The organism is Thalassoglobus sp. JC818 (genome assembly GCF_040717535.1).
Classification (GTDB): Bacteria; Planctomycetota; Planctomycetia; order Planctomycetales; family Planctomycetaceae; genus Thalassoglobus.
On the sequence record NZ_JBFEFI010000006.1, the window covers coordinates 446,294 to 469,943 of the forward strand.

General features: G+C 52.5%; 18 protein-coding genes. 8 read left to right on the top strand and 10 right to left on the bottom strand.

All coding sequences use genetic code 11. From position 1 onward, the window contains the following. Positions 1-4 precede the first annotated feature (4 nt). The 4 genes from AB1L42_RS17750 to AB1L42_RS17765 all read right to left on the bottom strand — a co-directional run bounded on the left by AB1L42_RS17750 (position 5) and on the right by AB1L42_RS17765 (position 3,161). Positions 5-469: a hypothetical protein gene (locus AB1L42_RS17750; protein WP_367058967.1), complete on the bottom strand. Its 465-nt coding sequence runs from the start codon at positions 467-469 to the stop codon at positions 5-7. Next, positions 459-1,391, bottom strand: coding sequence for a DUF1559 domain-containing protein (locus AB1L42_RS17755; RefSeq protein WP_367058970.1), 933 nt, complete (start codon positions 1,389-1,391; stop codon positions 459-461). The genes AB1L42_RS17750 and AB1L42_RS17755 overlap by 11 nt, the downstream gene beginning before the upstream one ends. 408 nt (positions 1,392-1,799) lie before the next feature. Next, positions 1,800-2,696 (bottom strand): SDR family oxidoreductase, encoded by an 897-nt coding sequence (locus tag AB1L42_RS17760; RefSeq protein WP_367058973.1) that lies wholly within the window; start codon positions 2,694-2,696, stop codon positions 1,800-1,802. A gap of 111 nt (positions 2,697-2,807) precedes the next feature. Beyond that, on the bottom strand, positions 2,808-3,161 hold the full coding sequence (locus tag AB1L42_RS17765) for a hypothetical protein (RefSeq protein ID WP_367058976.1): 354 nt from the start codon (positions 3,159-3,161) through the stop codon (positions 2,808-2,810). Positions 3,162-3,891: 730 nt separating this feature from the next. Between AB1L42_RS17765 and AB1L42_RS17770 the strand changes: the two genes are divergently transcribed. The 5 genes from AB1L42_RS17770 (at position 3,892) to AB1L42_RS17790 (ending at position 10,919) form a co-directional block, all read left to right on the top strand. Further along, complete coding sequence (locus tag AB1L42_RS17770) at positions 3,892-5,160, top strand: DUF58 domain-containing protein (protein ID WP_367058979.1); 1,269 nt, start codon at positions 3,892-3,894, stop codon at positions 5,158-5,160. Then, positions 5,150-7,639 carry a transglutaminase-like domain-containing protein gene (locus AB1L42_RS17775; protein WP_367058982.1) on the top strand — a complete coding sequence of 830 codons (2,490 nt, stop codon included), beginning with the start codon at positions 5,150-5,152 and terminating at the stop codon, positions 7,637-7,639. Before AB1L42_RS17770 ends, AB1L42_RS17775 begins: the two co-directional genes overlap by 11 nt. Positions 7,640-7,658: 19 nt before the next feature. Next, positions 7,659-8,615, top strand: a complete 957-nt coding sequence (locus AB1L42_RS17780; RefSeq protein WP_367058985.1) for a MoxR family ATPase — start codon at positions 7,659-7,661, stop codon at positions 8,613-8,615. 227 nt (positions 8,616-8,842) lie between these two features. Further along, positions 8,843-9,346 carry a hypothetical protein gene (locus AB1L42_RS17785; protein WP_367058988.1) on the top strand — a complete coding sequence of 168 codons (504 nt, stop codon included), beginning with the start codon at positions 8,843-8,845 and terminating at the stop codon, positions 9,344-9,346. Beyond that, complete coding sequence (locus tag AB1L42_RS17790) at positions 9,339-10,919, top strand: permease (protein WP_367058991.1); 1,581 nt, start codon at positions 9,339-9,341, stop codon at positions 10,917-10,919. Before AB1L42_RS17785 ends, AB1L42_RS17790 begins: the two co-directional genes overlap by 8 nt. Before the next feature lie 5 nt (positions 10,920-10,924). On the opposite strand, the gene AB1L42_RS17795 is transcribed toward AB1L42_RS17790, so the two are convergent. Beyond that, positions 10,925-11,644, bottom strand: a complete 720-nt coding sequence (locus AB1L42_RS17795) for a hypothetical protein (protein ID WP_367058995.1) — start codon at positions 11,642-11,644, stop codon at positions 10,925-10,927. Positions 11,645-11,972: 328 nt separating this feature from the next. On the opposite strand from AB1L42_RS17795, the gene AB1L42_RS17800 reads away from it, so the two are divergent. The 3 genes from AB1L42_RS17800 to AB1L42_RS17810 all read left to right on the top strand — a co-directional run bounded on the left by AB1L42_RS17800 (position 11,973) and on the right by AB1L42_RS17810 (position 17,947). Further along, positions 11,973-13,307 carry an efflux RND transporter periplasmic adaptor subunit gene (locus AB1L42_RS17800; RefSeq protein ID WP_367058998.1) on the top strand — a complete coding sequence of 445 codons (1,335 nt, stop codon included), beginning with the start codon at positions 11,973-11,975 and terminating at the stop codon, positions 13,305-13,307. Between the two features lie 180 nt (positions 13,308-13,487). Continuing rightward, the gene (locus AB1L42_RS17805) at positions 13,488-16,634 is read left to right on the top strand and encodes an efflux RND transporter permease subunit (RefSeq protein ID WP_367059001.1); all 3,147 of its coding nucleotides are present in this window, start codon (positions 13,488-13,490) and stop codon (positions 16,632-16,634) included. Next, positions 16,634-17,947 carry an APC family permease gene (locus AB1L42_RS17810; RefSeq protein WP_367059004.1) on the top strand — a complete coding sequence of 438 codons (1,314 nt, stop codon included), beginning with the start codon at positions 16,634-16,636 and terminating at the stop codon, positions 17,945-17,947. Before AB1L42_RS17805 ends, AB1L42_RS17810 begins: the two co-directional genes overlap by 1 nt. 2 nt (positions 17,948-17,949) lie before the next feature. Here the strand turns inward: AB1L42_RS17810 and AB1L42_RS17815 are convergent, their stop codons facing one another. From AB1L42_RS17815 to AB1L42_RS17835, 5 genes are all read right to left on the bottom strand, one after another. Then, positions 17,950-18,729 (bottom strand): DUF1295 domain-containing protein, encoded by a 780-nt coding sequence (locus AB1L42_RS17815; protein ID WP_367059007.1) that lies wholly within the window; start codon positions 18,727-18,729, stop codon positions 17,950-17,952. A 3-nt stretch (positions 18,730-18,732) separates the two neighbouring features. Continuing rightward, positions 18,733-19,785: a cyclopropane-fatty-acyl-phospholipid synthase family protein gene (locus tag AB1L42_RS17820; RefSeq protein ID WP_367059010.1), complete on the bottom strand. Its 1,053-nt coding sequence runs from the start codon at positions 19,783-19,785 to the stop codon at positions 18,733-18,735. 42 nt (positions 19,786-19,827) lie between these two features. Then, positions 19,828-20,997 (bottom strand): cyclopropane-fatty-acyl-phospholipid synthase family protein, encoded by a 1,170-nt coding sequence (locus AB1L42_RS17825; RefSeq protein WP_367059013.1) that lies wholly within the window; start codon positions 20,995-20,997, stop codon positions 19,828-19,830. Between the two features lie 138 nt (positions 20,998-21,135). Further along, on the bottom strand, positions 21,136-21,933 hold the full coding sequence (locus AB1L42_RS17830; protein WP_367059016.1) for a DUF1365 domain-containing protein: 798 nt from the start codon (positions 21,931-21,933) through the stop codon (positions 21,136-21,138). After that, a complete protein-coding gene (locus tag AB1L42_RS17835) occupies positions 21,926-23,221 on the bottom strand; it encodes an FAD-dependent oxidoreductase (protein ID WP_367059019.1) in 1,296 nt (431 codons plus the stop codon). The genes AB1L42_RS17830 and AB1L42_RS17835 overlap by 8 nt, the downstream gene beginning before the upstream one ends. Positions 23,222-23,650 lie beyond the last annotated feature (429 nt).

The following is a 23,650-nucleotide window of genomic DNA, read 5'->3' on the forward strand; positions in this document are numbered from 1 at the left end:
CCAGTTACTTGCTGGAAAGTTCAAAGCTGTAAGTATTCGGGCCGTCCGCAGCGACACTCTCGACAAGCTGACTTCGCTTGTTGTACTTAGGAGGAACGCGGATGACTTCGATCGTCTTAATTCCCTGCTCCCTGAGCTGTTTAATCGCCTGCTCGTCATCCATGGCATAGCCACCGTCATCGGTCGACTCGATTTCAATTCGATGCTCACCAACTACCGGTCCGGATGCGCTATCGATTTTGAATTGGCCCTCGCTGATGGGAACAGTTGTTTTGGGGCCTCCGGTGTCTCCTGTTGGAACAAACCGCACGACACCTTCTTTCAAGGGAACATCATCTAACGTGACAGAGCCTTCGACAGCAGCACGGGGAGGTCCTTCGCCCCCAGATCCGCACCCAATCGCGCAGATCATCAAAGCAGCCAGTCCGCAGCTCAAAAAATACTGAGGAAACCTGCTCTTAAAACTCACCGATGATCTCCCCACCAGATCGAGTCGCGAGTCCGTCGAGAAGCTGTGCATCGATGTTTTCTGAGATGAAATGGACCGAGCCATCAGAGAAGGTGAACTGAACTCCCCCAACGTGATCGCTTCGGAAAGAGCGGGTCCAGTTGCTGTCGAAAATGCCGTCTTCTGCAATATCACGAGGATTGAAATCGAACTCCGTCGTGGCTGCCGTTGATCCGGGGTATGGGCTGGCCCAGTAGGTGAACGAGTACCGTGATTGTCCCGCACAGTCTCCAGAACTGAACTTGTAATCGGGAAGGTTGTAGGCCGTTTCGCCGATCATCATGGTGCTGCTGGTTCCGTCGAGGAAATCGCGAAACTTCGTCTTACCGGGCGTGCTGTCTGTGTAGACGATCGCTCCATCCAGTTCCGGTCGTGGAAGACGATAGAACGACCAGTACTGATTGAAGTCTTTCGACCCGATACAGGCTGCGTAGTTCCCGGGGGCTCTTCCGCTATCTGTATCACAGCTCGGAACCTGTCGACGCGATGGCGACGAAGGGCAGAGATAGAACGGAAGAACCTGACTCACGACAGCCTGGTTCTCTGGATCTGCATTTCCCTTGGTGAAATCGTAGAGATTGTAGGCTGACGATTGTTCGATCATCGGGAGAATGCTGGCGAACAGACTTGAGCCGCTGAGGCTCGAGTAGTTGAGTCCGCCGGAATTCGCATTCGGAAACTGCAAGTACACGTCGTGATAGTTGTGAATTGCGAGACCGATTTGCTTCATGTTGTTCTTGCACTGAGTTCGTCGGGCCGCTTCCCGCGCCTGTTGAACTGCTGGAAGAAGAAGTGCAATGAGGATCGCAATAATCGCGATCACAACAAGCAACTCGATGAGTGTGAACCCGCGCGAACGCATCAATTTTTCGTGGCGATGCATGCCAGAACCTCCAGAACTCGGACCGTCGTTGGGAAACGGACACTCCAACAGGGGTGTCGTCGAATTCCGAGCATGGCTGGCTGCCTTGCGACGCTGGGTGGCTGGCTAAACCTCGGAAGCAAATTCATCAGTTGAGTTTGGCCTGACGAGCGTGGCCACAACTGCAACTGAGACTCATTCTCAACAAGGGATTCTGGAATGTCAACCGACAAGAAGCCCGTTTTCAGAATTCGCTCAATCGAGCCCGCACGATCCTGCAAATTGGGTATGAATCGGCTCGATATTGAAAGGCGGTTTGTGCCACACATCAATCTCAGGAGGTGAAATACAACGCCATAGCCAGCTTTGACCCGGGCAACACTCACACCAATCAAGCCGGGCGATTCTCGTTCGCTTTGGGAAACCAACTCAGCCGTTGATGATTTCCCCACCATTGATGTGAATCACCTGCCCCGTCATGTACGAACTTTCTCGAGAAGCGAGGAACACAAACGCTGTGGCACATTCCCATGGTTGCCCAGCTCGTCCCATTGGAGTGTCTGTTCCAAAGGTCGCGACTTTCTCTTCCGAGAACGTTGCAGGAATCAAAGGTGTCCAGATCGGCCCGGGCGCAACGGCGTTGACTCGAATCCCCTTTGAAACGAGAGATTGCGACAATGATCGAGTCAAGCTGACAATAGCCCCCTTGCTCGCAGAATAGTCGAGCAAGCCCGGGCTACCCCGATAGGCTGTGATTGAAGTCGTATTGATGATCGAAGAGTCTGCTTGAGCCTCGAGATATGGAAGTGCAGCTTTGGTCAGGTAGAACATGCTGAAGACATTCGCGGCAAATGTCTGTTGCAGTTGTTCAGGCGAAATGCCTTCGATGGAATCCTTGGGATGTTGCTCTGCTGCATTATTCACCAGCACATCCAACTGGCCAAATTTGGCGACTGTTTTCTCAACCACACTCTGACAGAAGGCAGGTTCGCTCACGTCACCTGAGAAGATTTCGCATTCTGCTCCTTCTTTTTCCATGAGTGCGCAAGTTTCTTGTGCGTCCCGGTCTTCATCCAAGTAGACCAACGCGACTTTTGCTCCTTCACGTGCGAATGCCACCGAGACAGCCCGACCGATTCCGCTATCGCCGCCTGTGATCAGTGCTACCTTCCCTGCGAGTCGTCGAGCCCCTTTCAATTCGTCAGGAACATCCCATTCGGGAAGAGGTGTCATCTGAAACTCTCGACCAGGCTGATGGTCCTGGGCCTGCTTAGGCCGCACCATTTTGTCCTGAGCGTCACCCTGCTCTTTCGATTTATTCGCCATCACTGACATCCCTTCGCTTCGAAAACGAAAAGCGGATGCAATGGACTATCAAAGTGGCACTGAAATCCATCACATCCGCACAAGACTCGATCACTCAAAGTCAGCCTCCGATCAAACGGGGTACTTGTAGACGTAAGCGTGACGAATCAACGGACGATCCCGGTCGTAGTTCCCCGGATACTCGCCTTTCAACTTCGCATCGAGGTCAGCGTTCCAGCTTGGGTAAGCGGATGTGTACCGACGCTTGGCGGCGTACCCAAACCGAAAGGCTTGCTCGTGATTTTCAAAGGAGTCGTCGCTTCCCATGGCCTGCTTGATGGTGTCATCGACATCCTGATCCATGTCTCGGGAACTATCGTCCCCGAAGTCTGCCTTCGTTTGCTCCCAGTCGTTCGCGAAGGCTCGCTTCACACGTTCCCAGCTACTGAGATCTTCATCAGTGCAGAAAGTCTCCTGATTTTTCATTGGATTATTCCTGATTCTTGAAGTCGGAAGAGAGAGAGACGCTGCCCCTCAGCGCACATCGCGAGAGAGTCGCCCGCCATTCGAACAAGCGAGCGAGCTGCGTCGACAAAACACCACAGATGCAAGGAGCGTGCCTACATAATCATTTCTTTTGATGATCTTCAGAGGCGCGCCCACCGACTGAGAAAATTCATCGAACTAATCAGGCATACCGCAAAAACTTTGCGATCACCGCCGTGCAAAAGGCTACCTCCGCTACTTGCTTCAGGATTTTGCTCAACACGTTGATCACGTGCGAACCTGAGCGGGATTCATCCATGCTGGAGGCTCAAGCTTCATGCGTTTTGGAAAACAAGCGGCGACAACGCCCACTTCCGCAATCCAGCTTCCATTCAGCACCTGAATGCTCCGCGATCGGTTGTGTTGAGCACCTCGACGGCTCAGAACAAGCCCTCGAACGACACCGTAAACAATTACGCTACAAGAAGTTCAGACACTCAACTGAATGAAAGCTTTGTCACTCGACGATCTTCGACTGCCTGGAATCACAGCAAAGCGGAAGCAAGTCGTCGCCAGCTTCATCCGAATCCGGACTTTCCGATGCTTCACCCGTCTAACGCATCTTCATGACATATTCACAACCGACTCGGTTGCAACAGTTGTGCAACTAGAGTCCAATATTACTTCACTGTCGCAACGACAAGCCTTTTTGCAGCCCCAGAGGTTCGAAGTGAAGGTTATTCACGAATCACTTCACAAAGCTCACAACGTTCTGAACCATGATTTTTGCCCTTGGGCAAATCGCTGGGTTTATTGGATTAAGCACCCGTTGGCGTGCCTGGCTGCTGCAGCGATTGTCGCGGGAAGTTGTGGACTTTTCGTCAATCCGGTCGGCTTCGCGATTCTAGCTGCAATTCTGCTCGTCGGTCTTCTGGGAGCTGTCTGGCCATGGATTTGCTCGCGCGGGCTGAGCGCCGAAGCTGAATTCATTCAAACGCGATGCCGATTTGGCGATTCCGCCCTCGTTCAGTTACGCATCAAAAACCGATACCCCTGGCCCGCGTGGGGATTGTCGATTCGCCGAGGATTTCACGACGGAGTCGATGAGTCTCAAGGCATCTCCTTGGCCCGCGTGAAGGGCTGGTCCGACACTGAATTCGAATGGGTTTTCACCCCTCCCAGTCGTGGTGTTTTTCCTCAAGGACTGCCACAAGTCGATACTGCGTTCCCGTTTGGATTCTGGCAGGCTTTCGTTCCGATTGAGCTCAAGAGCGAACTGGTGGTCTGGCCAGAATCGGTGCCTCTGGATGCGATGCCTGATGTCGTCGACATTCAAACACGGGAAGATCAGCTGACTGACCGCCGATGCGGCGACACCGGCGAGATGATCGGAATCCGACCGTATCGCGAGGGAGATTCACTGCGACAAGTGCATTGGCTGCAGACAGCACGGACGGGAAAGCTGATTGTGATGGAAAGACAGACTCCCGCAACATCTGCAGTGCGTCTTCTCGTCGACATCGATCACTCTCGACACCGTTTTGACTCCCGCCGAAATTCACTCGAACAAGCTCTTTCGATTGCAGCGAGCATCATCGAATCCATGCATCGAAATCATGCGTTCATCGAACTTCAAATTCACGAACAACTGATTCCAATCGGCAGTTCCTTCGGAGATCTGCGTCGCGGATTGGATGCACTGGCCCGCGTACCCGCCGACGGAATTCATTGCCATCACTCTTGCCATTTCGATCAACCGACTCGATGTCTTCCCACGATCGCTGTGACCACAGACCTCGCTCTGCGTCACCATCGGACTCACCCGCACGTCTCCCGCGGCGAGCGATATATCGTCGTCCAGACGAACGGGGATGCCCAAGACTCTTCACCGTCGAAGCAGGCTGATTGCGACTGCCATTCCTGGCTGGACGTCAAATCCGATGAAGTGCTTCGGGATGTCCTTCCCGCTCGTTGGCGAAAGGCGTGTCATGTCCAGTGATCCCGCTCAGTCAGCCGGTTCCAGTCCAGTTTCGCTGCAAGGCAAGACTCTCAAGAGTGCTCATTCACAGCCTGAAGGAATTGATGATCTTTCGAGTACCTCTTCGCAGCTGATGACATTGCTTCTCGCAGCGATTGCGGTACTTGTCCATGCCATCGTTGTTGCAGATGAGCATTACGGGGCGCTTTTCTGGGGATGTTTGCTGCTTCAAACTTTCGGGATGCTGATCGCTTCCTGGTGGTTTCGCCGGCGAATTGAACGACTCGGTCATGACCTCTTCGTTTCTCCTCTGCTCGTCCTTGCCGGATTGAGTGCTCTGGCGTGGGAAGGCATCTCCCGACAATTTCTCGACAGCGGTCAGCCGTTTGAAATCATCACGATGAGCGCGATTCGGAATCTCGTCATCGGACTTGCGATCGCCAGCGTGAAACCTGCTCCGCAAAAACTGACTGTGGCTCTCAGCCTCTTTCTGGTCATTTTTGGAGTCACCACCTGTCACGATCGAATCACCCACTGGCTCGCCGGAACGTTTGCACTTGGTGGAGTCGTCTGGCTTTCGGTTTCGCACTGGGAAAACGTCAGTCGGCGTCTGAAAGGTCGGGAAAAAGTCCGTTGGCCTCGCTGGGTCGTTGCTGTTCCCATCTTGTTGATCGTTGTCGGAATCGGCGCGATCAGTGCGAATCAGCGGGCAGCGATGGCCCTTCATGGATTTCTTCCCAGTTCTGGGGGAACGGGAGACGACAGTCCCTATTCGCGAAACGGAGTGGGCAGCGGAGAAAGACTCGTCGCTGGGACAGATTCGATTCAAAGCTTTGCTCCCATCGAAGACGCTCCGTTTATGCAGGACGATAAGCCGAGTCTGTACGACGTGTTCGACGACCTCTATCAGGAAGAGGTGAAGATGAACACGAGCGACCGGGCCATCGCACTTCCTCCGGAACTTGGTGCCCGAGCCAAAGAGCACCTTCACAGTCAAATCAAAAAAGCCAACCGGGAATTCTCAACTCTGCGTGAACCTACCAAGGATTCAGAGAAACGAAAAGTCAAAGATGTCGACAGCGACGCCATGTTTTATGTGGCGGGGCGGGTGCCACTTCATCTTCGGTCACAAATCTATGATCTCTTCGACGGAATCTCCTGGTATCCGCAAAAGCAACGACTCCACCACAAACCTTTCGAGATCTCGGAGTCAGCTGGCAAGCCCTGGCTACGACTGCATGACGCGGGTGAATTTCACGAGTTCCTCGGCCCGGCGGAAACGCATGCGTTAAAGATCATCAATCTCGACACGAATGTCATTCCATCGCCGCTCTACACGCACGGGATTCATATTGACCTCGTCGATCGGCCCGATATGTTCCAACATGGACCTCCCGGGCTGGTGGCTCTCGACCGGAAATCACTGCCGAGTCTCGTGCCGATTCATGTAGCGTCCCGTTCAATCGATTGGGATGCGCTCAACACTGAAGAGAAGTTGTTTCTGAGGGCTCACACGGATCAAGCAATCTCCGTCATCCCGACGAATATCGATCGTGAAGCTCTGGACGACCTTGCGGAGCAAATCTGTGACGGTATTGACGAAGGATGGCCTCAGATCGCAGCTGTCCGAGACTATCTTCGCACTCACTACAAACTCAATCCTGACTGGAGACCGCAGGACACGGAGACGCCCGGAGTGGAACAATTCCTCTTCGAATCTCATGAGGGGCCTGACTATCAATTCGCAACCGCTGCGGCGCTGTTGCTGCGAAGCCTGGGATATGCATCACGGGTAGTGAGTGGATTCTATGCCGATCCAAATCGATACGATGCCGATTCGCAGCACACTCCAGTACTTGCTGAAGATGTTCACTTCTGGACAGAAGTTCGAGTCTATGCCGAAGACTGGATCACTGTCGAAGCAACCCCCGGATACGAAGTCCTCGGACCACCACTCGGGCTGTTTCAGGAAGCCTGGAACGTCATCGTCGCTGGGATCGATCTCATTATCCGTCACTGGATACTGGCAATCGCCGCTGGGCTGACTCTCGTCGCTCTCTGGTGGGCGCGATGCTGGCTCGTCGATCGTTTTGAAACAGGTCTCTGGCGGTTGAAGCTTTGGCGCACTCCAGATCTCGCTGTTGCTAACACACTGAAACTCCTACGACAGCGTGCTCGTCTGATTGGGCACCAACCGAAAATCTCGATTACGCATCATCAGTGGTTGAGCGAACTGATGGCATGCAACTCACACGTCGAAGAATCGCAAATGCTCTATCAGTTGCGCCGTGAAATTGACATCGCGGCCTACGCTCGCCACTTGAATAACCTGACTCCTGAGACCATTGAACTCTGTCATGTGATTGGACGGAACTGCTCTCTGAGTTGGTTTCGCGGTCTGTACAACGAACAGCCTTCCAACGACAGCTTAGAGAAAAACATCGTGGAATCTCATCCACCCGAATCCCGAGCAAATCATGGTGAACTTCTTAGAAAATGAAAGTACGGTCGGACACGCGATGACAACCAAAGCAACGCACTCCGACACTGAACTGCGCGAAGAATTTCGCCTTGTCCAGAGTCGACTGAACTCCATCTTGAAAGGCAAACCTGAAGTCGTCGAGCGAGTTCTCGTCTGCTTGTTGGCACGTGGGCACCTCTTGCTGGAAGACAAGCCGGGACTCGGAAAAACAACTCTCGCCAAAGCACTGGCAACGGCCATTGGGGGTTCATGCTCGCGCGTTCAATGTACTCCCGACCTGTTGCCCGGCGACATCACCGGGTTCAGTATTTTTAATCAGCGGAGTCATGAGTTCGAATTCCATAAAGGCCCCGTCTTTGCCGACGTTCTACTCGCCGACGAAATTAACCGGGCGACTCCACGAACACAAAGTGCTCTTCTGGAAGCGATGGCCGAGCGACAGGTGACTGTCGACGCAGAATGCCATCAGCTCTCTGAACAGTTTTTCGTGATGGCGACTCAAAATCCCATCGATCAACACGGAACCTATCCACTTCCGGAAGCTCAGCTTGATCGCTTCGCGATGAAATTAAGCGTCGGCTACCCGGCTCGCCTTGATGAACTCGGAATGCTGCAAGCAGCCACCGGTTCAAAGAGCAAGAGTCTCGATCAAAGCTCATCGATCCTGTCCAGCGAATCGCTGGCACAGGCACAAGAAACCGTCGAAGCGATATATGTCGACGAATGCATTCAGAACTATCTGCTGGACTTCGGTGAACTGAGCCGAAACCATCCTCGCATCCATCTTGGGCTCAGCCCCCGAGGGCTACTCATCTGGCAACGGACATGTCAAGCATTGGCGTTCTTGCGTGACCGTGACTTCGTCACCCCGGACGATGTTCAGGAAACTGCTGAGCCCGTGCTGAGTGTTCGACTTGGCGTCGAGCACAGCAACTCCAGAGTCCTTATCCACGAATTGACGGAATCAGTCGAGGTTCCTGGTGGATTTGATTGATGCAATTCGCTTTCACCTGTACACGAATCAATAAAAGTGGCAATAAGTAACGTGTTTTGATCGCTCGCGGAGAGTGGTTCAGTATCGATCCTGCATTCAAAGACCCAGTTCTGTCTTCATCCTGATTCGCTCTACATATTGACGTGTTCTCGCTTCATCAGCCCTGCCACTTGTTGGCTCGAAACAATGAAATGAAGTTGAGTCGGTCCTGTCAGAAAGACACCCCAATGTCCTCGCATCCAACGGTATCCAGCCGTTTTCTCAGGCTTCAGCGCCTCGCGGTCGTACTCATGATTTCTGCATGCTTCGGGTGCAGCGACAGTGAGACCGAAGAGCACCTCGAGCACGTGATCCCCGCTCACAAACCCAAGAACTTTGCAGAGGCTGTGTCGGAATTGAATTCGCGAGAGGCAGCGTTTTTCGACGGATCAGCATCCGACGAGATGAAACAGGAAATGATCGACATCATTGTCTGGCTTCCTGAACTCGCGGCAGACAGCGACCTCAGACGTGACAACTGGGAAACGGTCCAAAAGACCAGCCAGGAACTCAGCAAAATTGCAGCCTCTCCATCCTCTGAGCAACCACCTGAGAGTTGGAACAGTCATCTCGACGAACTCGAAGCCATCGTTCCATTTTCGGATTTGTCACACCCGGGCGCTAATCCTCAACAAGTCGAAGATTCCCAAACTTCCGAACCGACCGTAGCTGGAGAACAACAGAATGGCTGAAACACTCATCTGGAGTTTTCTGCTCCGGTTCCTGCAATCGTTGTTCAGCGCTGCTCCGTTCATTCTTGCTGGCCTGATTATCGCCGGAGTCTTTCGACGACTCATGGGACGCGACCTGACAGTTCGCATGTTTGGAGACAACTCGCGACGGTCGTTGGTGCAGGCATGGGGCATCGGGATGCTGCTTCCAATTTGCTCGCTGGGTGTCATTCCAGTGATTCGCGAATTGCGTCGCACAGGCTTGAAAGGCGGAACGATTCTGGCTTTCGCCATGTCAGCTCCGTTGTTCAATCCCCTATCCGTTTTATACGGACTGACACTCTCGGAACCCTGGGCCATTATCACGTTCGCATTCTGTTCGCTGCTCGTGGTGACCGGAGTCGGATTCGTCTGGGATCGAATTTTCCCTGACAGCGGCAACACCAAACCGCCTCCAGCGGAAGTCGCGTTTGGATTGAAGAGAATGCTCTCGATCGCCGTTGCAGCTGGTCGAGAAGCGGGAGGAGTTTCGGCGATCTTCATTCTCATCGGCTTGATTGGAGTCGCCATGTTGGGAGTGATCATCCCTGCTGGTGGCTTGCAGCACGCGATGAACGGAGACAATCCCTTCGCTCCGCTGACCATGTCCGGAGTTGCTGTCCCCGTCTATGCCACTCCGATGCTCGCCATGAGCCAGTTGGGAATGATGTTCCAGCACGCCAATTCCCCGGGTGCAGCCTTCGTGTTGCTGGTCCTCGGGGCAGGTATGAATCTCGGGCTGGCTGCCTGGATGTGGCGGCAATACGGGCTCAAGAAGTGTGGAGTCTGGTTCGCACTCTTACTGGCGATCGTTCTCGGTCTGGCGTACGGAGTCGACCGTCCGCTCTACCCACACGAAATCGATGCTGCCGACCATACTCACGCGTTCGACATTTATTGCCGGCCATTTCACGGTGTCGTCCCGAATGCCTCACAGGTTGTAATCGAAAAACTCAAACGTGACATCCAACCTTACGAGCTGTATGCCAGCATTGCCTTAGGGGCTGTCGTTCTGTTTGGCCTAATCCTCAACCTATTTGATCGAAACTGCCGCATCGAGGCTTGGCTTGAGAAGCAACAGGAGACGGCCGAACCGAGCCGTTTCGATATCATCGTCCCTGCTCCAGTCCTCGGCGGACTTTTTCTCGTTGGCCTTGTTTTCGCCAGCATCCTGGGGTGCTACGCCTACTACCCGCCCCCCGGAGAAGTTCTCGAAGAGATGAACATCGCCAAAGCGGAAGCCCTTGGAGCAGCCCTCGTCGGAGACGAAGTTCACTCCAAGTACTGGATTGATATCTACCAAGATTGGAGCCGAAAACTTGAGGTCGGAGTTTACCTGCGAGATTGGAAACTGAGCGACTACCACCGCATCAAGTCTCGAATTCTCCGCGAGCAACTTGAGTTACTGAAACATGAGGTTGAACACTACAACGAGGACAAAGAGCACGGTGACAACCATGCTGAGTACGAAGACACCGCTGAGATTCGCGAGTTGGTCTCAAAAGTGAACATCAGCCAGGTCCGGCTCAAAACCGCATTTCTCGACGAACGTTAAGGGTTTCAATTAGGATCTGCTGTCGCCCAGATGTTTGCAAAGAGGTTTCCGTCGTGACGATTGAACCCCATTCCCGCCTGCAATGAAGGAAGCCATAGCATTTCGGCTTGATCAAGCTGCGCATATGCTTCCTGCACTCGCCATTGTGCCAATCCGACTGCCGGATGCTGTCCGCCAACCATCGAAAGTGCGGCCGGAAGGTTCATGTTCACTACGTCGAGCGTCGGCTCGACTTGCGGCATCGTGCGCAACCTTCGATCTTCAAGGACTTTATCTCCACCACCCACAGTTTCACTGGCAACGATCACGTTCGGTCCGACCGGTCGCTCTCCGATGAGCTTGGGCCGATATTCTCTTCCGTCGAGAACCAGTGTTCCGCCGTAATCGACGCTTCCTCGCGAGTTCCGCTTGTGTGCGACGGTCCGAATTGAAGAGGGTGACTCGTTCGACTCTTGGATGGTGTTGGGCGACCTTCGGATGAGAAATGTTTCGGCCTCGGTCGTGGAAATCCTCGTATTTGATACCTTGAACTGGTCAAGTTCGGATGTCCTCACGGGCTCGGAATACTCGGCATTCGCTGCGAAATAGTCCGATTGAGTGCAATACCTGGCTGCGATGGCCGATTGCTGGCGAACGAGTAGTTCTGGACACATCCTACCGTGAAAACGAGATTGATCAGCCAAACAATTCGACAGATCGCTGCTCCTCACTGAAATGCGTCTCATCAGACAGGTCCGGTCGAACCGCCTGAAACAATGGCACTGATTTTTAGAGCATTTTCTGATTTTGTGTGCACGATCTCGCACGAGCAAACACAGCCTTTTAACTTACGAAACAGTGCAAGCGAGTGCACAGGAAGGAGCAACTTGCTCTAGTTCGGCCATTCGCGTGTCGATTCGCGCATGCGTCGTTGAATGATTAGCGGATTCTAATCCCCAGCTCATCGCGAAGGGTTCCGCCCCAGCTTATACTGTCGAAAAAAACTAGCGAGACTTCGGCCCTTCTTTCGGTAGTGAAAGCTTGGTCAACGTCGCTTAGAGGAGACCTCCGCACATGATGCGATCTGCTTTTCGTGCTTACGGCAAATTCGCCATCTTGCTCATCGTTTCAATTGGGATTTCCAGCTGCGCGAACCAACAGCCAAGTCCGCAGAGAGCCGAGAAGCAGGAATCGATCCCAGTCAAATTGGTTTCTGCTTCGGAAACGAAAGTTCAGCGTACAACGACACAGCCTGCCACGGTGCATCCGTACTATCGGGCTGAGGTGCGTGCCAAGGTTTCAGGCTATGTCGGTGAAGTGAAGGCGGACATCGGAGACGTTGTCGAAGCAGGCGCAACCCTGGCGGTCATTAATGTGCCAGAGATGCGCAAACAAAGAGAAATCATCGAAGCCCGAATCACTCGTTTTGAATCTGAAGAAGCCCGAGCTCAGGCAGGCGTTCAACTGGCTGAGGCCAACGTTCGATCAGCGGAAGCCAAACTCGCTCAAGCCAAGTCCGAAATGAATCGCGCGGACGCTTCGCTGGCTGCAATGGAAGCGGAATTCAACCGAACTCAAGATCTTGTGCAGCGTCAGTCGCTAGAAAGTCGCGTGCTGGATGAAGTTCGAAAGAAGCGGGATTCAGAACGAGCCAACAAAGAAGCCACAGCTTCGGCAATCAACTCCGCCGAAGCAGACGTCGCAGTCGCTCAGGCACAGTTGACCTCGGCTCAAGCGGATCTCAAAGCGGATGAAGCCGAGACTGCCATCGCTCAACGGCAGCTTGAAGAAATTGATGTTCTGATTGACTACTCCACTCTCAAAGCTCCATTCGCTGGGGTTGTGACTCAACGACACGTTGATCCCGGAGATCTCGTGCGGGAGACAAGTGAAGTCGGCAGCGGTAAGCCTCTATTTGTCGTCAGTCAAATGGAGACCGTTCGCATTCAGATTCCCGTTCCGGAGGTCGACGCCGCTCTGATTCGACGAGGCGATTCCATTACTCTCCGATTCCCATCGTTCCCCGACGAAGAGCCAATGACTGCCAGCGTGACACGACTCGCAGGAGACCTTGATCCGAGCACGCGTACGATGTTGGTCGAAGCTGAAGTCGAGAACTCCGACGGTAAATTGATTCCGGGGATGTTCGGAGAAGCATCGATTTCACTCTCGACAAAAATCGCTGCGACCATGTTACCCGCTCGCGCTGTGCGGTTTTCGGAGACGGGCGAAGCCTACGTTTACATCGTCGAAGGTGACTCCACCGTTTCCGTCTCTCCGGTTGAAACCGGTCTGGACGATGGACTTTCCATTCAGATCGTGGCTGGACTCGCTCCGGGTCAACAAGTCATCGACGCCCACCTGAAGCGATTCACTGACGGCGAGAAAGTCGTTCCTCTGAGTCGCTAAACATGTTGTTCCTGCCTGTGCACCCACTTGAAAAATTCGACACTCTTTGCGTTCACTTCGACACATCAGGTTTCGAATTCCCAAGTTCAATGAGTGCTCTCACCTTCGCAACATAGATCCAATCAGTCGCTCCGGTTCGAGATGAAACAGAAAGCGCACTGGCCATAGATAGAGAGTTCGATGGGTTTAATTAATTTCTCACTCAAGAATCGCTATGCCGTTCTCGCTGCAGCGATCGCATTTTGTTTGCTGGGAGCTGCGGTCATTCCCGGCATCACGGTCGACATCCTACCCGATTTCAAGAAGCCGGTTGTTGTCAGCTTCTTCTCTTATCCCGGCTTGCCCACACTCGACATGGAGAAGTCAGTCGCGTCGCGTGTCGAGCGAGCGTTGACTCTGGCCGGTAAGATCGAACATCAGGAATCGCGCACCGTTCCCGGCGCAACAGTCATCAAGGTCTTCTTCCAGCCGGGAGCTGATCCCAGCTCGGCGATGAATGACATCGTCAACCTTGAAGCGAGCGACATGTTCCACTTGCCGCCTGGGATTGAGTGGCCCTTTACGCTTCGCAGTGAACCATCGAATCTGCCGGTCGTTCTAGCTGCCATTTCCGGTGAGGGACTCAGCGAGTCCGAGTTGTATAGCATCGGATACTACGCCGTTCGAAACAAAATGGGAGGCCTCAAGGGAGTGCAGATTCCGCATCCGTTCGGCGGCAAATTTCGACAGATGATGATCTATGTCGATCCAGCCAAACTTCAGGCACATCATGTCAGTGCCACAGATGTTGTCGATGCATTGCAGAAGTCCAACCTCGTCCTCGCTGCAGGAACGGCGCAGATTGGCGAGACCGATTACCAGATTCACCCCAAGAACACACTGCCGACAACCGAAGAAATCGAAGCGATTCCCGTCGCTGTTCGCGGTGGCCGACCGATTTTTATTCGCGATGTTGGTCACGTCAAAGATGACGCTGCATTGCAGTACAACATCGTTCGAGTGAACGGAAAACGCAGCGTCTATTGTCCACTGCTTCGTGAACCGGGCGAGAACACCATCGCTGTCGTTGATCGTATTTACGAGGGAATTGCCACTGAAATCCCCAAGATGAAAGAGCGTGGCGATATCCCTGAAGCGACGGAGGTCACCCTCGTTTCCGACCAGTCGCACTACATTCGCAACGCGATGTCCAATCTCTTCAGTCAGGTCGGACTGGGAGCGATTCTGGTGGCGGTGGTCGTCTTCATTTTTCTGCGACGGTTCCTGCCAACACTGATTATTGTGTCGACGATCTTGTTGGCAATTTTGATCGGAGGTCTCGGTTTCGCATTCACCGGTCAGACCATCAACGTGATGACCCTTGGCGGAATCGCCTTAGCAATTGGAACCGTGGTCGATGCGGGGATCGTTGTCGTCGAGAACGTCATTCGGCATCAACGAATGGGGAAGTCACCACTCGATGCTGCCCGCGATGGAACCGAAGAAGTTTCGGGAGCGATTCTCGCTGGAACAATCACGACGCTCGCAGTGTTTTTGCCGGCAGTCTTTTTAACCGGGATGATTAAGTATTTGTTCGAGCCGCTTTCCCTCGCAGCGACGTTTACAATCGGCGCTTCATACATCCTTGCTTTGACCGTCGTCCCAGCTTTCTGTGCTACGTTTGTGCGTGAGCGCGTTCGTTCTAGAAGTGAGCCGACTTCAGAGAACGATTCAAATGAAAACGATGCCAAGCCTCATGGGGTCTATGGACACTTTCTCAACGGCATCCTCAAAGCTCCAGCGATCGCCGTTCTGCTCATCGTCGCCAGCGTCGGTGCATCATTCCTGCTAGCTCCGCTCATTGGAACGGAATTGTTCCCTGATGTAGACGCAGGCACCTTTGAGATCCGTCTGAAAACTCTCCCCGGGAACAAGCTGAATGAAACAGAGAAGCTTGTCGCTCGCATCGAAGATACAATTAAAGATGTTATTCCCGAAGATCAAATTGAAACGTTGATCGCCAACATTGGACTTCCGGTCGGTAAAGGAGCAGGATTCTCGACAGTTCTTAGTTCGAATTCCGGACCGGATACGGCTTACATCATTGTTAACCTTAAGCAGGAAGGACGACAGACGAGCACGCAAACATACGTCAACACGCTTCGTGATCGTCTGGCCGAAGAGTATCCGCTCGAAGAGTTCCTGTTTGTCTCGGGTGGCATCGTCAACATGGCCCTTAACGAAGGAGTTCCAGTTCCGATCAGCGTGCAGGTCTCAGCTGGAACGTTGGGCCAATGTCGCGACGCCGCCGAGCGGATTGTCAATGTCGTGAAGCAGATTCCGGGTACTCGAGATGTCCAGATCGCACAGTCACTCGACTATCCACAATTCGATGTTCAGGTCGACCGCACACGAGCGAAATATCTCGGCGTCGATCAGGAAGATGTCGCACGAACTGTCCTGACCGCACTTGGTTCCAGTGTCGGATACTCTCCGACGATCTGGATCGATCCCAAGTCGGGAGTCGATTTCTTCATGGGTGTGCAATACGAAGACAATGAATTCCAGTCACTAGACGACGTGCGAAACATTCCGCTTTCGCTAAACACACCTGACGGCCCGATCACAATTCCACTCTCTAACGTGGCGACTGTTAAACGAGTCACAATTCCGGGGGAGATTGCTCATTACAACATCGCTCGTGTTAATGATGTGCATGTCAACGTTTCCGGTCGCGATGTTGGATCGGTGGCTCGCGAAGTTCGGCAGGCTTTAGCAGGTATGGAATTTGAAAACGGAGTTTCAACAACAATCCGTGGCCCCGTCGAAACGATGGAATCGGGAATGCAACTCTTGGGAGTCGGACTCGTTGTGGCTGGGATTCTCGTCTACCTGGTGCTGATGGCCCAGTTTCGTTCTTTCGTCGATCCTTTGATCATCATGCTCGCTGTCCCACTCGGTTTGGGGGGCGTCCTGCTGGTGCTTTATCTGACCAACACGTACATCAACATCCAGTCACTGATGGGAACATTGATGATGATTGGCGTGGTGGTGAACAACTCGATTCTGTTGGTCGAATTTGCGAACCGACGCCGTGCTGACGGACTGGCTCCCCGGGAAGCTGCTTTATCAGCCGCACAGGTTCGATTGAGACCGATTTTGATGACGTCGTTGACGCTGGTCGCTTCGATGCTGCCTCTCTCATTTCAACTCTCACCAGGTAATGAAGCGATGATTCCGCTCGCTCGAGCGCTTCTCGGAGGGATGATCGTATCGACGCTATTGACGCTGGTGCTTGTTCCCTGTGTTTACTCGCTGGTTCATCGGCGTTCCGGAACCGCAACCTGATGGCTGACGCGTCGGCACAAAGCAGACTCAATCGCGAGGTTGGTCTCGTCGGAGCGATGATGATGGGACTCGGCTCCATCATTGGCACCGGTGTTTTCGTGAGTATCGGCATCGCCGCAGGAGTGACTGGTCCGTCCGTCATTCTGGCAATCATCGTCGGTGGATTTGTCGCCACTTTCAATGGGTTGAGCAGCGCCCAGCTTGCCGCAAATCACCCAGTCAGCGGCGGCACGTACGAGTACGGCTATCGCTGGCTAAACCCAGCTCTTGGATTCACCGCTGGCTGGATGTTCTTATGCGCCAAGAGTGCATCAGCTGCGACAGCTGCCTTGGGGTTTTCCGGCTACGCGCTAAATCTGTTCGAGCTAGATCCGTCGACATTGACCGCCCCGGTGGCTGTTGGGGTTGTGGTCGTCATGACACTGCTCGTGCTCGGCGGGATCAAGCGATCCAACTGGACGAACATCGCCATTGTCTCTCTGACTCTTGCTTCACTTGCCTATTTCATCTTGGCAGGGATGCCGACCGCCATGAAGAACGGAACAGAAAATCTCTCACCGTTCTTTCAGCCAAACGACTTAAGACGGGCATTCAGCGGCTTTTTCGAAGCCTGTGCGTTGATGTTCGTGGCTTATACAGGTTACGGACGCATCGCCACGCTGGGTGAGGAAGTGGTCAATCCTCGCTATACAATTCCTAGGGCGATGATCATCACTCTGGTTGTGACGTCGATGCTTTACGCAGCAGTCGGTGTGATTGGTATCGCATCGAGTGGGTCGAAGCTTCTCGCAGATGCCACGACCGAAAAAGCAGCTCCCCTGGTCGTTGTCGCCCGAGAATTCGATTCGGTAACTGCGGAGAAAGTGATTGCCGTGGGAGCGGTTACTGCAATGCTCGGCGTGCTGCTCAACCTCATTCTGGGACTGTCACGCGTCGCGCTGGCGATGGGGAGGCGTGGTGATCTGCCGCATGCTCTGGGACGCCTGAATCAATCACAATCGACTCCAACCGTGGCTGTGACCGTCGTCGGAACCGGAATTGCCCTGCTTTCGTTGATCGGCGACGTGAAGACAACTTGGTCCTTCAGCGCGTTCACCGTTCTTGTCTATTACGCCCTGACAAATCTCGCTGCCATTCAGCTCTCTGCTGAAGAACGACTCTTCCCGAAGTTCATTCCCTGGCTGGGTCTCATCTCTTGCTTATCGCTGGCTTTCTGGGTCGAGCCATACATCTGGATTGCGGGAGTGGCCCTCATCGCTGGCGGACTCGTCTTTCAGTTCATCATGCGACAACTGGCTCGTCGCGGCTCTTGAATTCAGGTCCGTTGAGGTCCTGGGAAGAATGCATTGGTTCGCCGTGCGTATTCCGCGTACTCGGGTTTGTCTTGACTCAACGACTTCTCCAGAAGTCGAACACCTGAGATTTGCATTAGAAAAATCGACATCACAATGGGGCCGATGGCAGTCCAGTAGTTCTCCCCATGAGCGATCGCGATTAAATAGATCCCCCACCACACGCAGAAGTCTCCGAAGTAGTTAGGGTGGCGTGTGTACTTCCACAGTCCGCTCTGAAGCACTTTTCCCTCGTTCTCAGGATTGGAACGAAAGCGTGCAAGTTGCCAGTCGCCAATCGATTCGAAGGACAATCCAATTCCCCAAAGCATCAAACCCGCAATCGTCAACAGAGTCCAGCCAGCTTGATGATTCGCAATTCCTGCCTGCAGGGGTAAAGACACCACCCACATGACCACGCCTTGCAGCAGAAAAACGGTGAACAGGCTCTGCCACCAGAACGACTCACCTCGAGAATTTCGCATCGACACATAACGCTTGTCTTCCGGTTGCCCACTATTTCGCCAGACCAAATAGAGTGTCAGTCGCACTCCCCAAATGGTCGTTAAGCAGGGCAAGAGCAGTTGGGTTGTCGAATAAGTCGACACTGACAGCCCGTACGTGATCCAGCCAACGATGACAAATCCCATCCCCCAAACAAAATCAACAATGCTGACATTCCGCAACGGAATACTCACGATCCATGTCGCCAGCATCAAAATCCCGATGGCAGCAGCGTTCCAAACCAAGGTCTCTCCGAGCATGACTTACGACTCCTGGTTTCGAAATAGATAGTGGCAAACTTTCCATTCATTCCCATCGCGGTAACCGAAGAGTTCCGCACAGGCCATGAAGAAAATTCTCCATCGCTGGAACCAGATTCGCGATTGCTCTTTGCCGTAAGCCTCATCAAAGATTGAGAGAATGTGACCTTTGTTCTCATCCATCGATTGAAGCCAGGCATTGCTGGTCTTTTCGTAATTTCGTCCGTTCCAACTCCACCTGTTCATAAGTTTCAGATCGTCCTGGTAATTCAGAAACAGGTCTTCGCTGGGCATCATCCCTCCGGAAAAGAAGAACCGAGTCATCCAGTCTTGCGGACCTTGATCTTCGAAAAAGTAAGATTGTTGTTTGTGTGCGAAAACGTGGACAAACAATAACCCGTCCGGTTTCAACCAGTGATGAATTCGTCGAAACAACTCTCTGTGATTTCGTACATGTTCAAACATCTCAACTGAGACAACACGGTCAAACCGATCATGGGGAGCGAAGTTGTTGATGTCCTCAGTCATCACTTTAATGTTCTCCAAGCCTCGCGCTTTCGCTTGCGATTCGATGAATCGTTTTTGGCTCGACGAGTTCGAAACAGCGGTCACCTGCGACTTCGGGAAGCGCTCGGCCATCCACAGCGAAAGCGAACCCCATCCGCAACCAAGGTCGAGGATTGAATGCCCATCTTTCAACTCCGCACGTTGACAGCTTATCGACAATGCCGACTCTTCTGCCTGCCGAAGTGAAGTTGCCCCATCTTCCCAATGACAACAACTGTATTTCAGGTGAGGCCCGAGCACGTATTGAAAGAACTCAGCAGGAACTTCGTAATGCTGATCGTTGGCCTCCTCAGTCGCTAAAGCGATCGGTGAACTTGCACACTCTTGAAGAAAGGTAGTCTGTGGGGACTCATCTTCATTGCCTGAGGAGTGCATCTTCTGAAGACGTTTCGAAAGCAGCGAGCGAATCCCCAAGCGGATGAGCTGATCCGAAATCCAACCATATTCCGCTGCAGAGAGTACAGATTTCGTTATTCCTGCATATGACATTAGAGTCTGCCATCCTTCTTTTATCTTGCACAAGCACAATGTTTAGTTGTCTGCAAAGCAAGATTTCTCCCAAACGAACTGTCCCACGCTCACCGTGTGTTCCTGAAAAGCTGCTTCGCAATAGCAGAGGTAATACATCCACATGCGAAGGAATCGCTCGTCGAAACCTAAAGACCGAACTGCATCAGACTTCCGCGTGAATTCATCTTTCCAGCACTGTAATGTTCGCATGTAACTCTCAGGGAACTGCAAAGCGTCCACGAGATTCAGCGATGTCTTCTCAACGGATGCCTGCATTGCACCGACAGAGGGAAGATGCCCCCCTGGAAAAATATACTTTTGAATGAAGTCTACGCCGCGTGAGTACTCGTCATAGCGATAGTCAGGCATTGTGATCGCTTGCACGAGCATTGTTCCACCCGGTTTGAGGAGACGGTTACAAGCTTGGAAGTAGGCAGGAAGAAACTCCTGACCGACAGCTTCGATCATTTCGATTGAAACGAGCTTGTCATAAACTCCGGTGAGATGGCGGTAATCTTCTCGCAGCAAAGTCACACGATCCTGCAGACCGGCCGATTCAATCCTCTCACGTGCAAGTTCATACTGTTTGTCGGAGATCGTTGTGGTCGTCACGCGACAGCCATAATTGCTGGCTGCATGGAGAGCGAACCCACCCCAGCCCGTGCCGTTTTCGACGACATGATCTGATTGCTTCAGGGAGAGTTTTCGGCAGATTCTTTCGAGCTTTTCGACGGAAGCTTCCTGCATCGTCATCTGGGGACTGGTGAACAGACCTGATGAGTACATAAGCGTCGGGTCGAGAAACAACTGAAAGAATTCATTACTCAGGTCGTAATGAGCTGCGATGTTTCGTCGACTCCCAATGTGCGTGTTCTTCATGAATCGATGCTTCAACACCGCAAAGGACCGTGCGAGGCGAGCCCAACCTCCATCCATCGCGGTGAGGCGTGTCAAATTACGACACATGAGTCGCATGACAACAGTCAGGTCATCCGTTGTCCACTGTCGTTCCAGATAAGCTTCAGCAGCACTCAAGCTTCCACCGAGTAAAATCTGCTGAAAGCACGATTCATCCAGAATCTCGACATTCGCTTCCAGTTGGTCTGAACTCTCTTCCCCAAACTGCAAACGCGTTCCGTCCGGCAACTGAACTTGCAGGCGACCATACTTAAGTTGAGAAAACAACTTCATCAACAATTTCTGTCCAAAAGACGACTTTGACACGCGCGTCGACGAAGTGCTTCGAACATGAACTGCCTGAGGTAATGTGAGATTGTCGCTCATGATGCCAATTGCCAGAAACTCAAAGGAATGATTTCGAAAAACTGTTCAGAATGAATTTGAGTGGGAGAGCTGTTTCTTTGGGTGCGGGTGATATTTTGCCCCCTTCCACCATAGCTTTAGAGCTTGCCAGTAAATTCCCGTGAGAACGCGCCCTGTCATGAAAGGATAAGATAAGAGGACATGATTTAAGTTTCTCGACGTCATCGGCTGTCGCTGCATCGACATTGTTGCCGAAAATGCCCGACTTCCTTCCCGCCAATTCTCGATTGAAACCGACAGCGATTCATCCGGCAATGACAGTTTCCAACGGTACTGCATCTCCATTGGCATGAATGGAGAAACGTGAAACTCTTTGTCATGCCCCGTCGTGAGCAGCCTGCTGTCTGAAGAAGTACGAAGATCCAAGACGTAACAATGTTGTTCACCCCATGGAGTGTTATTGACTTCGGCCACAACGACTTCGACACGATCTTCCTCGGCGGCAAAGCAGTAGTAAAAGCTGACGGGATTCATGACATACCCGAAATACCTCAAATGAGTCAGCATGCGGATGGGCCCAGTCGGGCAGTATCCAAGTTCCAGATCGACAAGATTTGCAACAGAGTCATTCAAGGGTACATCTGGGTCGCCGAAATGATCTTCTCGCCGAAACCATGCAATCGCTGCACGCCTTGTTGACCAAGTCCATTTTTTCCCGAAGACATCATCGAGTTCCTGCAAGTCGAGATAGACCATAAACAGGCGATACTCGAACTGATGTTCGAACGGACGCATTCGACGATGCTGTACTCTTCCGAGATACAGACAGCTTTTCAGATCGGAGTCAGTGTTTGAATCAGGCACGGGTCAACAGCTCCACGCGATCATTCGGTTGAGTTACCTGTGACCAAGTTGGAGTAATGCCGAAAGCAGCGCAAACACGCAGAGCGCTGGTCACTCCATCTTCATGAAAACCATTGCCCCAATATGCTCCGCAATAGGAAGTCGAGTTGCGTCGAATCAGCTCCGCATGCCGTTGTTGAGTTTGAGATCGCCGGATAGTGAACACAGGATGGCTGTATTGATATGTTCCGATTAGCGAATCTGAGCGAATGTGTTCCTCGTCGTTAAGCGTGACACAGTAGGTTTCCGGTTCATGAATGTGCTGCAAGATATTCATGTTGTATGTCACGTTCGGGCGTTGCTCATTTCTCCGAATACGATAGTTCCAGCTGGACCAAGTCGATCTTCGCTTCGGAAGGACTTGAGCATCAGTGTGCAAGACCGCGGTGTTTTTACTGTAGGGAAACTCTTCGAGAATCTCTGACTCGTGCGAGGATGGATCTGCCAGCATCTTTAGAGCTTGATCGGAGTGACAGGCGAAAATGACCTCGTCGAACGATTCTTCATCGGAATCTGTTTTGATTGTCACTCCATCTGTATCACGCACAACCGATCTTACTGGTGAATTGAGTCGAACACGCGAGCGGAACGGGTGTACGAGGAGCTTGACGTACTCACGAGATCCTCCTCGAATCACTCGCCAAACCGGACGGTCGTTTAGGCTCAATAATCCATGATGCTTGTAGAATTCGATAATGAAACGAATCGGGAAGTCTCGAAACCGTTGCATTGGGCACGACCAGATGGCAGCCCCCATCGGAAGCAAGTATCGGTCGGCGAAGGCGTTTGAAAACCGAAAACGACTGAGATACTCACCAACCGAACAGTCTTCAGAAACGATCTCGAGGTGCGACGGAGCTTGAGAATTAAAACGGAGAATGTCCGCAAGCATCCGAAGATGGGACGACCGCAGAAGATTCTTCTTCTGAGCGAAGAGAGTTTTTAAGTTTGTCCCGCTGTACTCAACTCCACTCTGTTCGCAGGCGACACTGAAGCCCATCGACGTCGGCCGAGATTCGACTCCCAGTTCGTCCAGAAGTCCGATGAAGTTGGGATAGGTTCGGTCATTGAAGACGATGAATCCAGTGTCGACAGCATGGACTGTACCCGCTTCCGATCGAACATCTACTGTGTTGGTATGGCCGCCGATGTAGTCGTTTGCTTCGTAGAGAGTGATCTCATGCTCGGGGTTCAGCAGATGGCCGCACGTCAGTCCGGAGATGCCAGTTCCGATAATCGCGATCTTCACTGCATCCTCCTTAGTGTATGATGATCGATGTCAGCACATGACAATCTCAATTCCGCGAACCGAACTTTGCCGACTGTTGTCGCAGAATCTCGAGGATTGGATTTCATTGTGCCAAAATCGTGTGATGTGCGTCAAAATTTGGCCGAGAACAATTCAAAAACTTCCATCTGGATCCTCCGCTCTACTTCTGTCGATCCTAGACTTCGTCGGAGAATCGACGAGTTATTTTTCGGAGAGTCCTCCATTGTGCCGCAAAAACGATCTGTCTTGGCCAATTCATCTCGCCTGGACCGACTTCACAGAGGTGAGCCAAGATGCAGAACAAAATGGCAAGAAGCTAGAAAAACGATTCGCGTCCCACCGCAGACAACACCGGGGAGTTGGAGGGAACATCATTCTCCGAACAAGTTCCTTTCCGGAGTCGCAATC

Coding starts and splice junctions, on each gene's coding strand:
- AB1L42_RS17755 (WP_367058970.1), bottom strand. CDS start 1,391: ATGCATCGCCACGAAAAATTGATGCGTTCGCGCGGGTTCACACTCATC.
- AB1L42_RS17760 (WP_367058973.1), bottom strand. CDS start 2,696: ATGGCGAATAAATCGAAAGAGCAGGGTGACGCTCAGGACAAAATGGTG.
- AB1L42_RS17800 (WP_367058998.1), top strand. CDS start 11,973: ATGATGCGATCTGCTTTTCGTGCTTACGGCAAATTCGCCATCTTGCTC.
- AB1L42_RS17820 (WP_367059010.1), bottom strand. CDS start 19,785: ATGTCATATGCAGGAATAACGAAATCTGTACTCTCTGCAGCGGAATAT.
- AB1L42_RS17805 (WP_367059001.1), top strand. CDS start 13,488: ATGGGTTTAATTAATTTCTCACTCAAGAATCGCTATGCCGTTCTCGCT.
- AB1L42_RS17810 (WP_367059004.1), top strand. CDS start 16,634: ATGGCTGACGCGTCGGCACAAAGCAGACTCAATCGCGAGGTTGGTCTC.
- AB1L42_RS17825 (WP_367059013.1), bottom strand. CDS start 20,997: ATGAAGTTGTTTTCTCAACTTAAGTATGGTCGCCTGCAAGTTCAGTTG.
- AB1L42_RS17785 (WP_367058988.1), top strand. CDS start 8,843: ATGTCCTCGCATCCAACGGTATCCAGCCGTTTTCTCAGGCTTCAGCGC.
- AB1L42_RS17815 (WP_367059007.1), bottom strand. CDS start 18,729: ATGCTCGGAGAGACCTTGGTTTGGAACGCTGCTGCCATCGGGATTTTG.
- AB1L42_RS17790 (WP_367058991.1), top strand. CDS start 9,339: ATGGCTGAAACACTCATCTGGAGTTTTCTGCTCCGGTTCCTGCAATCG.
- AB1L42_RS17775 (WP_367058982.1), top strand. CDS start 5,150: ATGTCCAGTGATCCCGCTCAGTCAGCCGGTTCCAGTCCAGTTTCGCTG.
- AB1L42_RS17795 (WP_367058995.1), bottom strand. CDS start 11,644: ATGAGACGCATTTCAGTGAGGAGCAGCGATCTGTCGAATTGTTTGGCT.
- AB1L42_RS17780 (WP_367058985.1), top strand. CDS start 7,659: ATGACAACCAAAGCAACGCACTCCGACACTGAACTGCGCGAAGAATTT.
- AB1L42_RS17765 (WP_367058976.1), bottom strand. CDS start 3,161: ATGAAAAATCAGGAGACTTTCTGCACTGATGAAGATCTCAGTAGCTGG.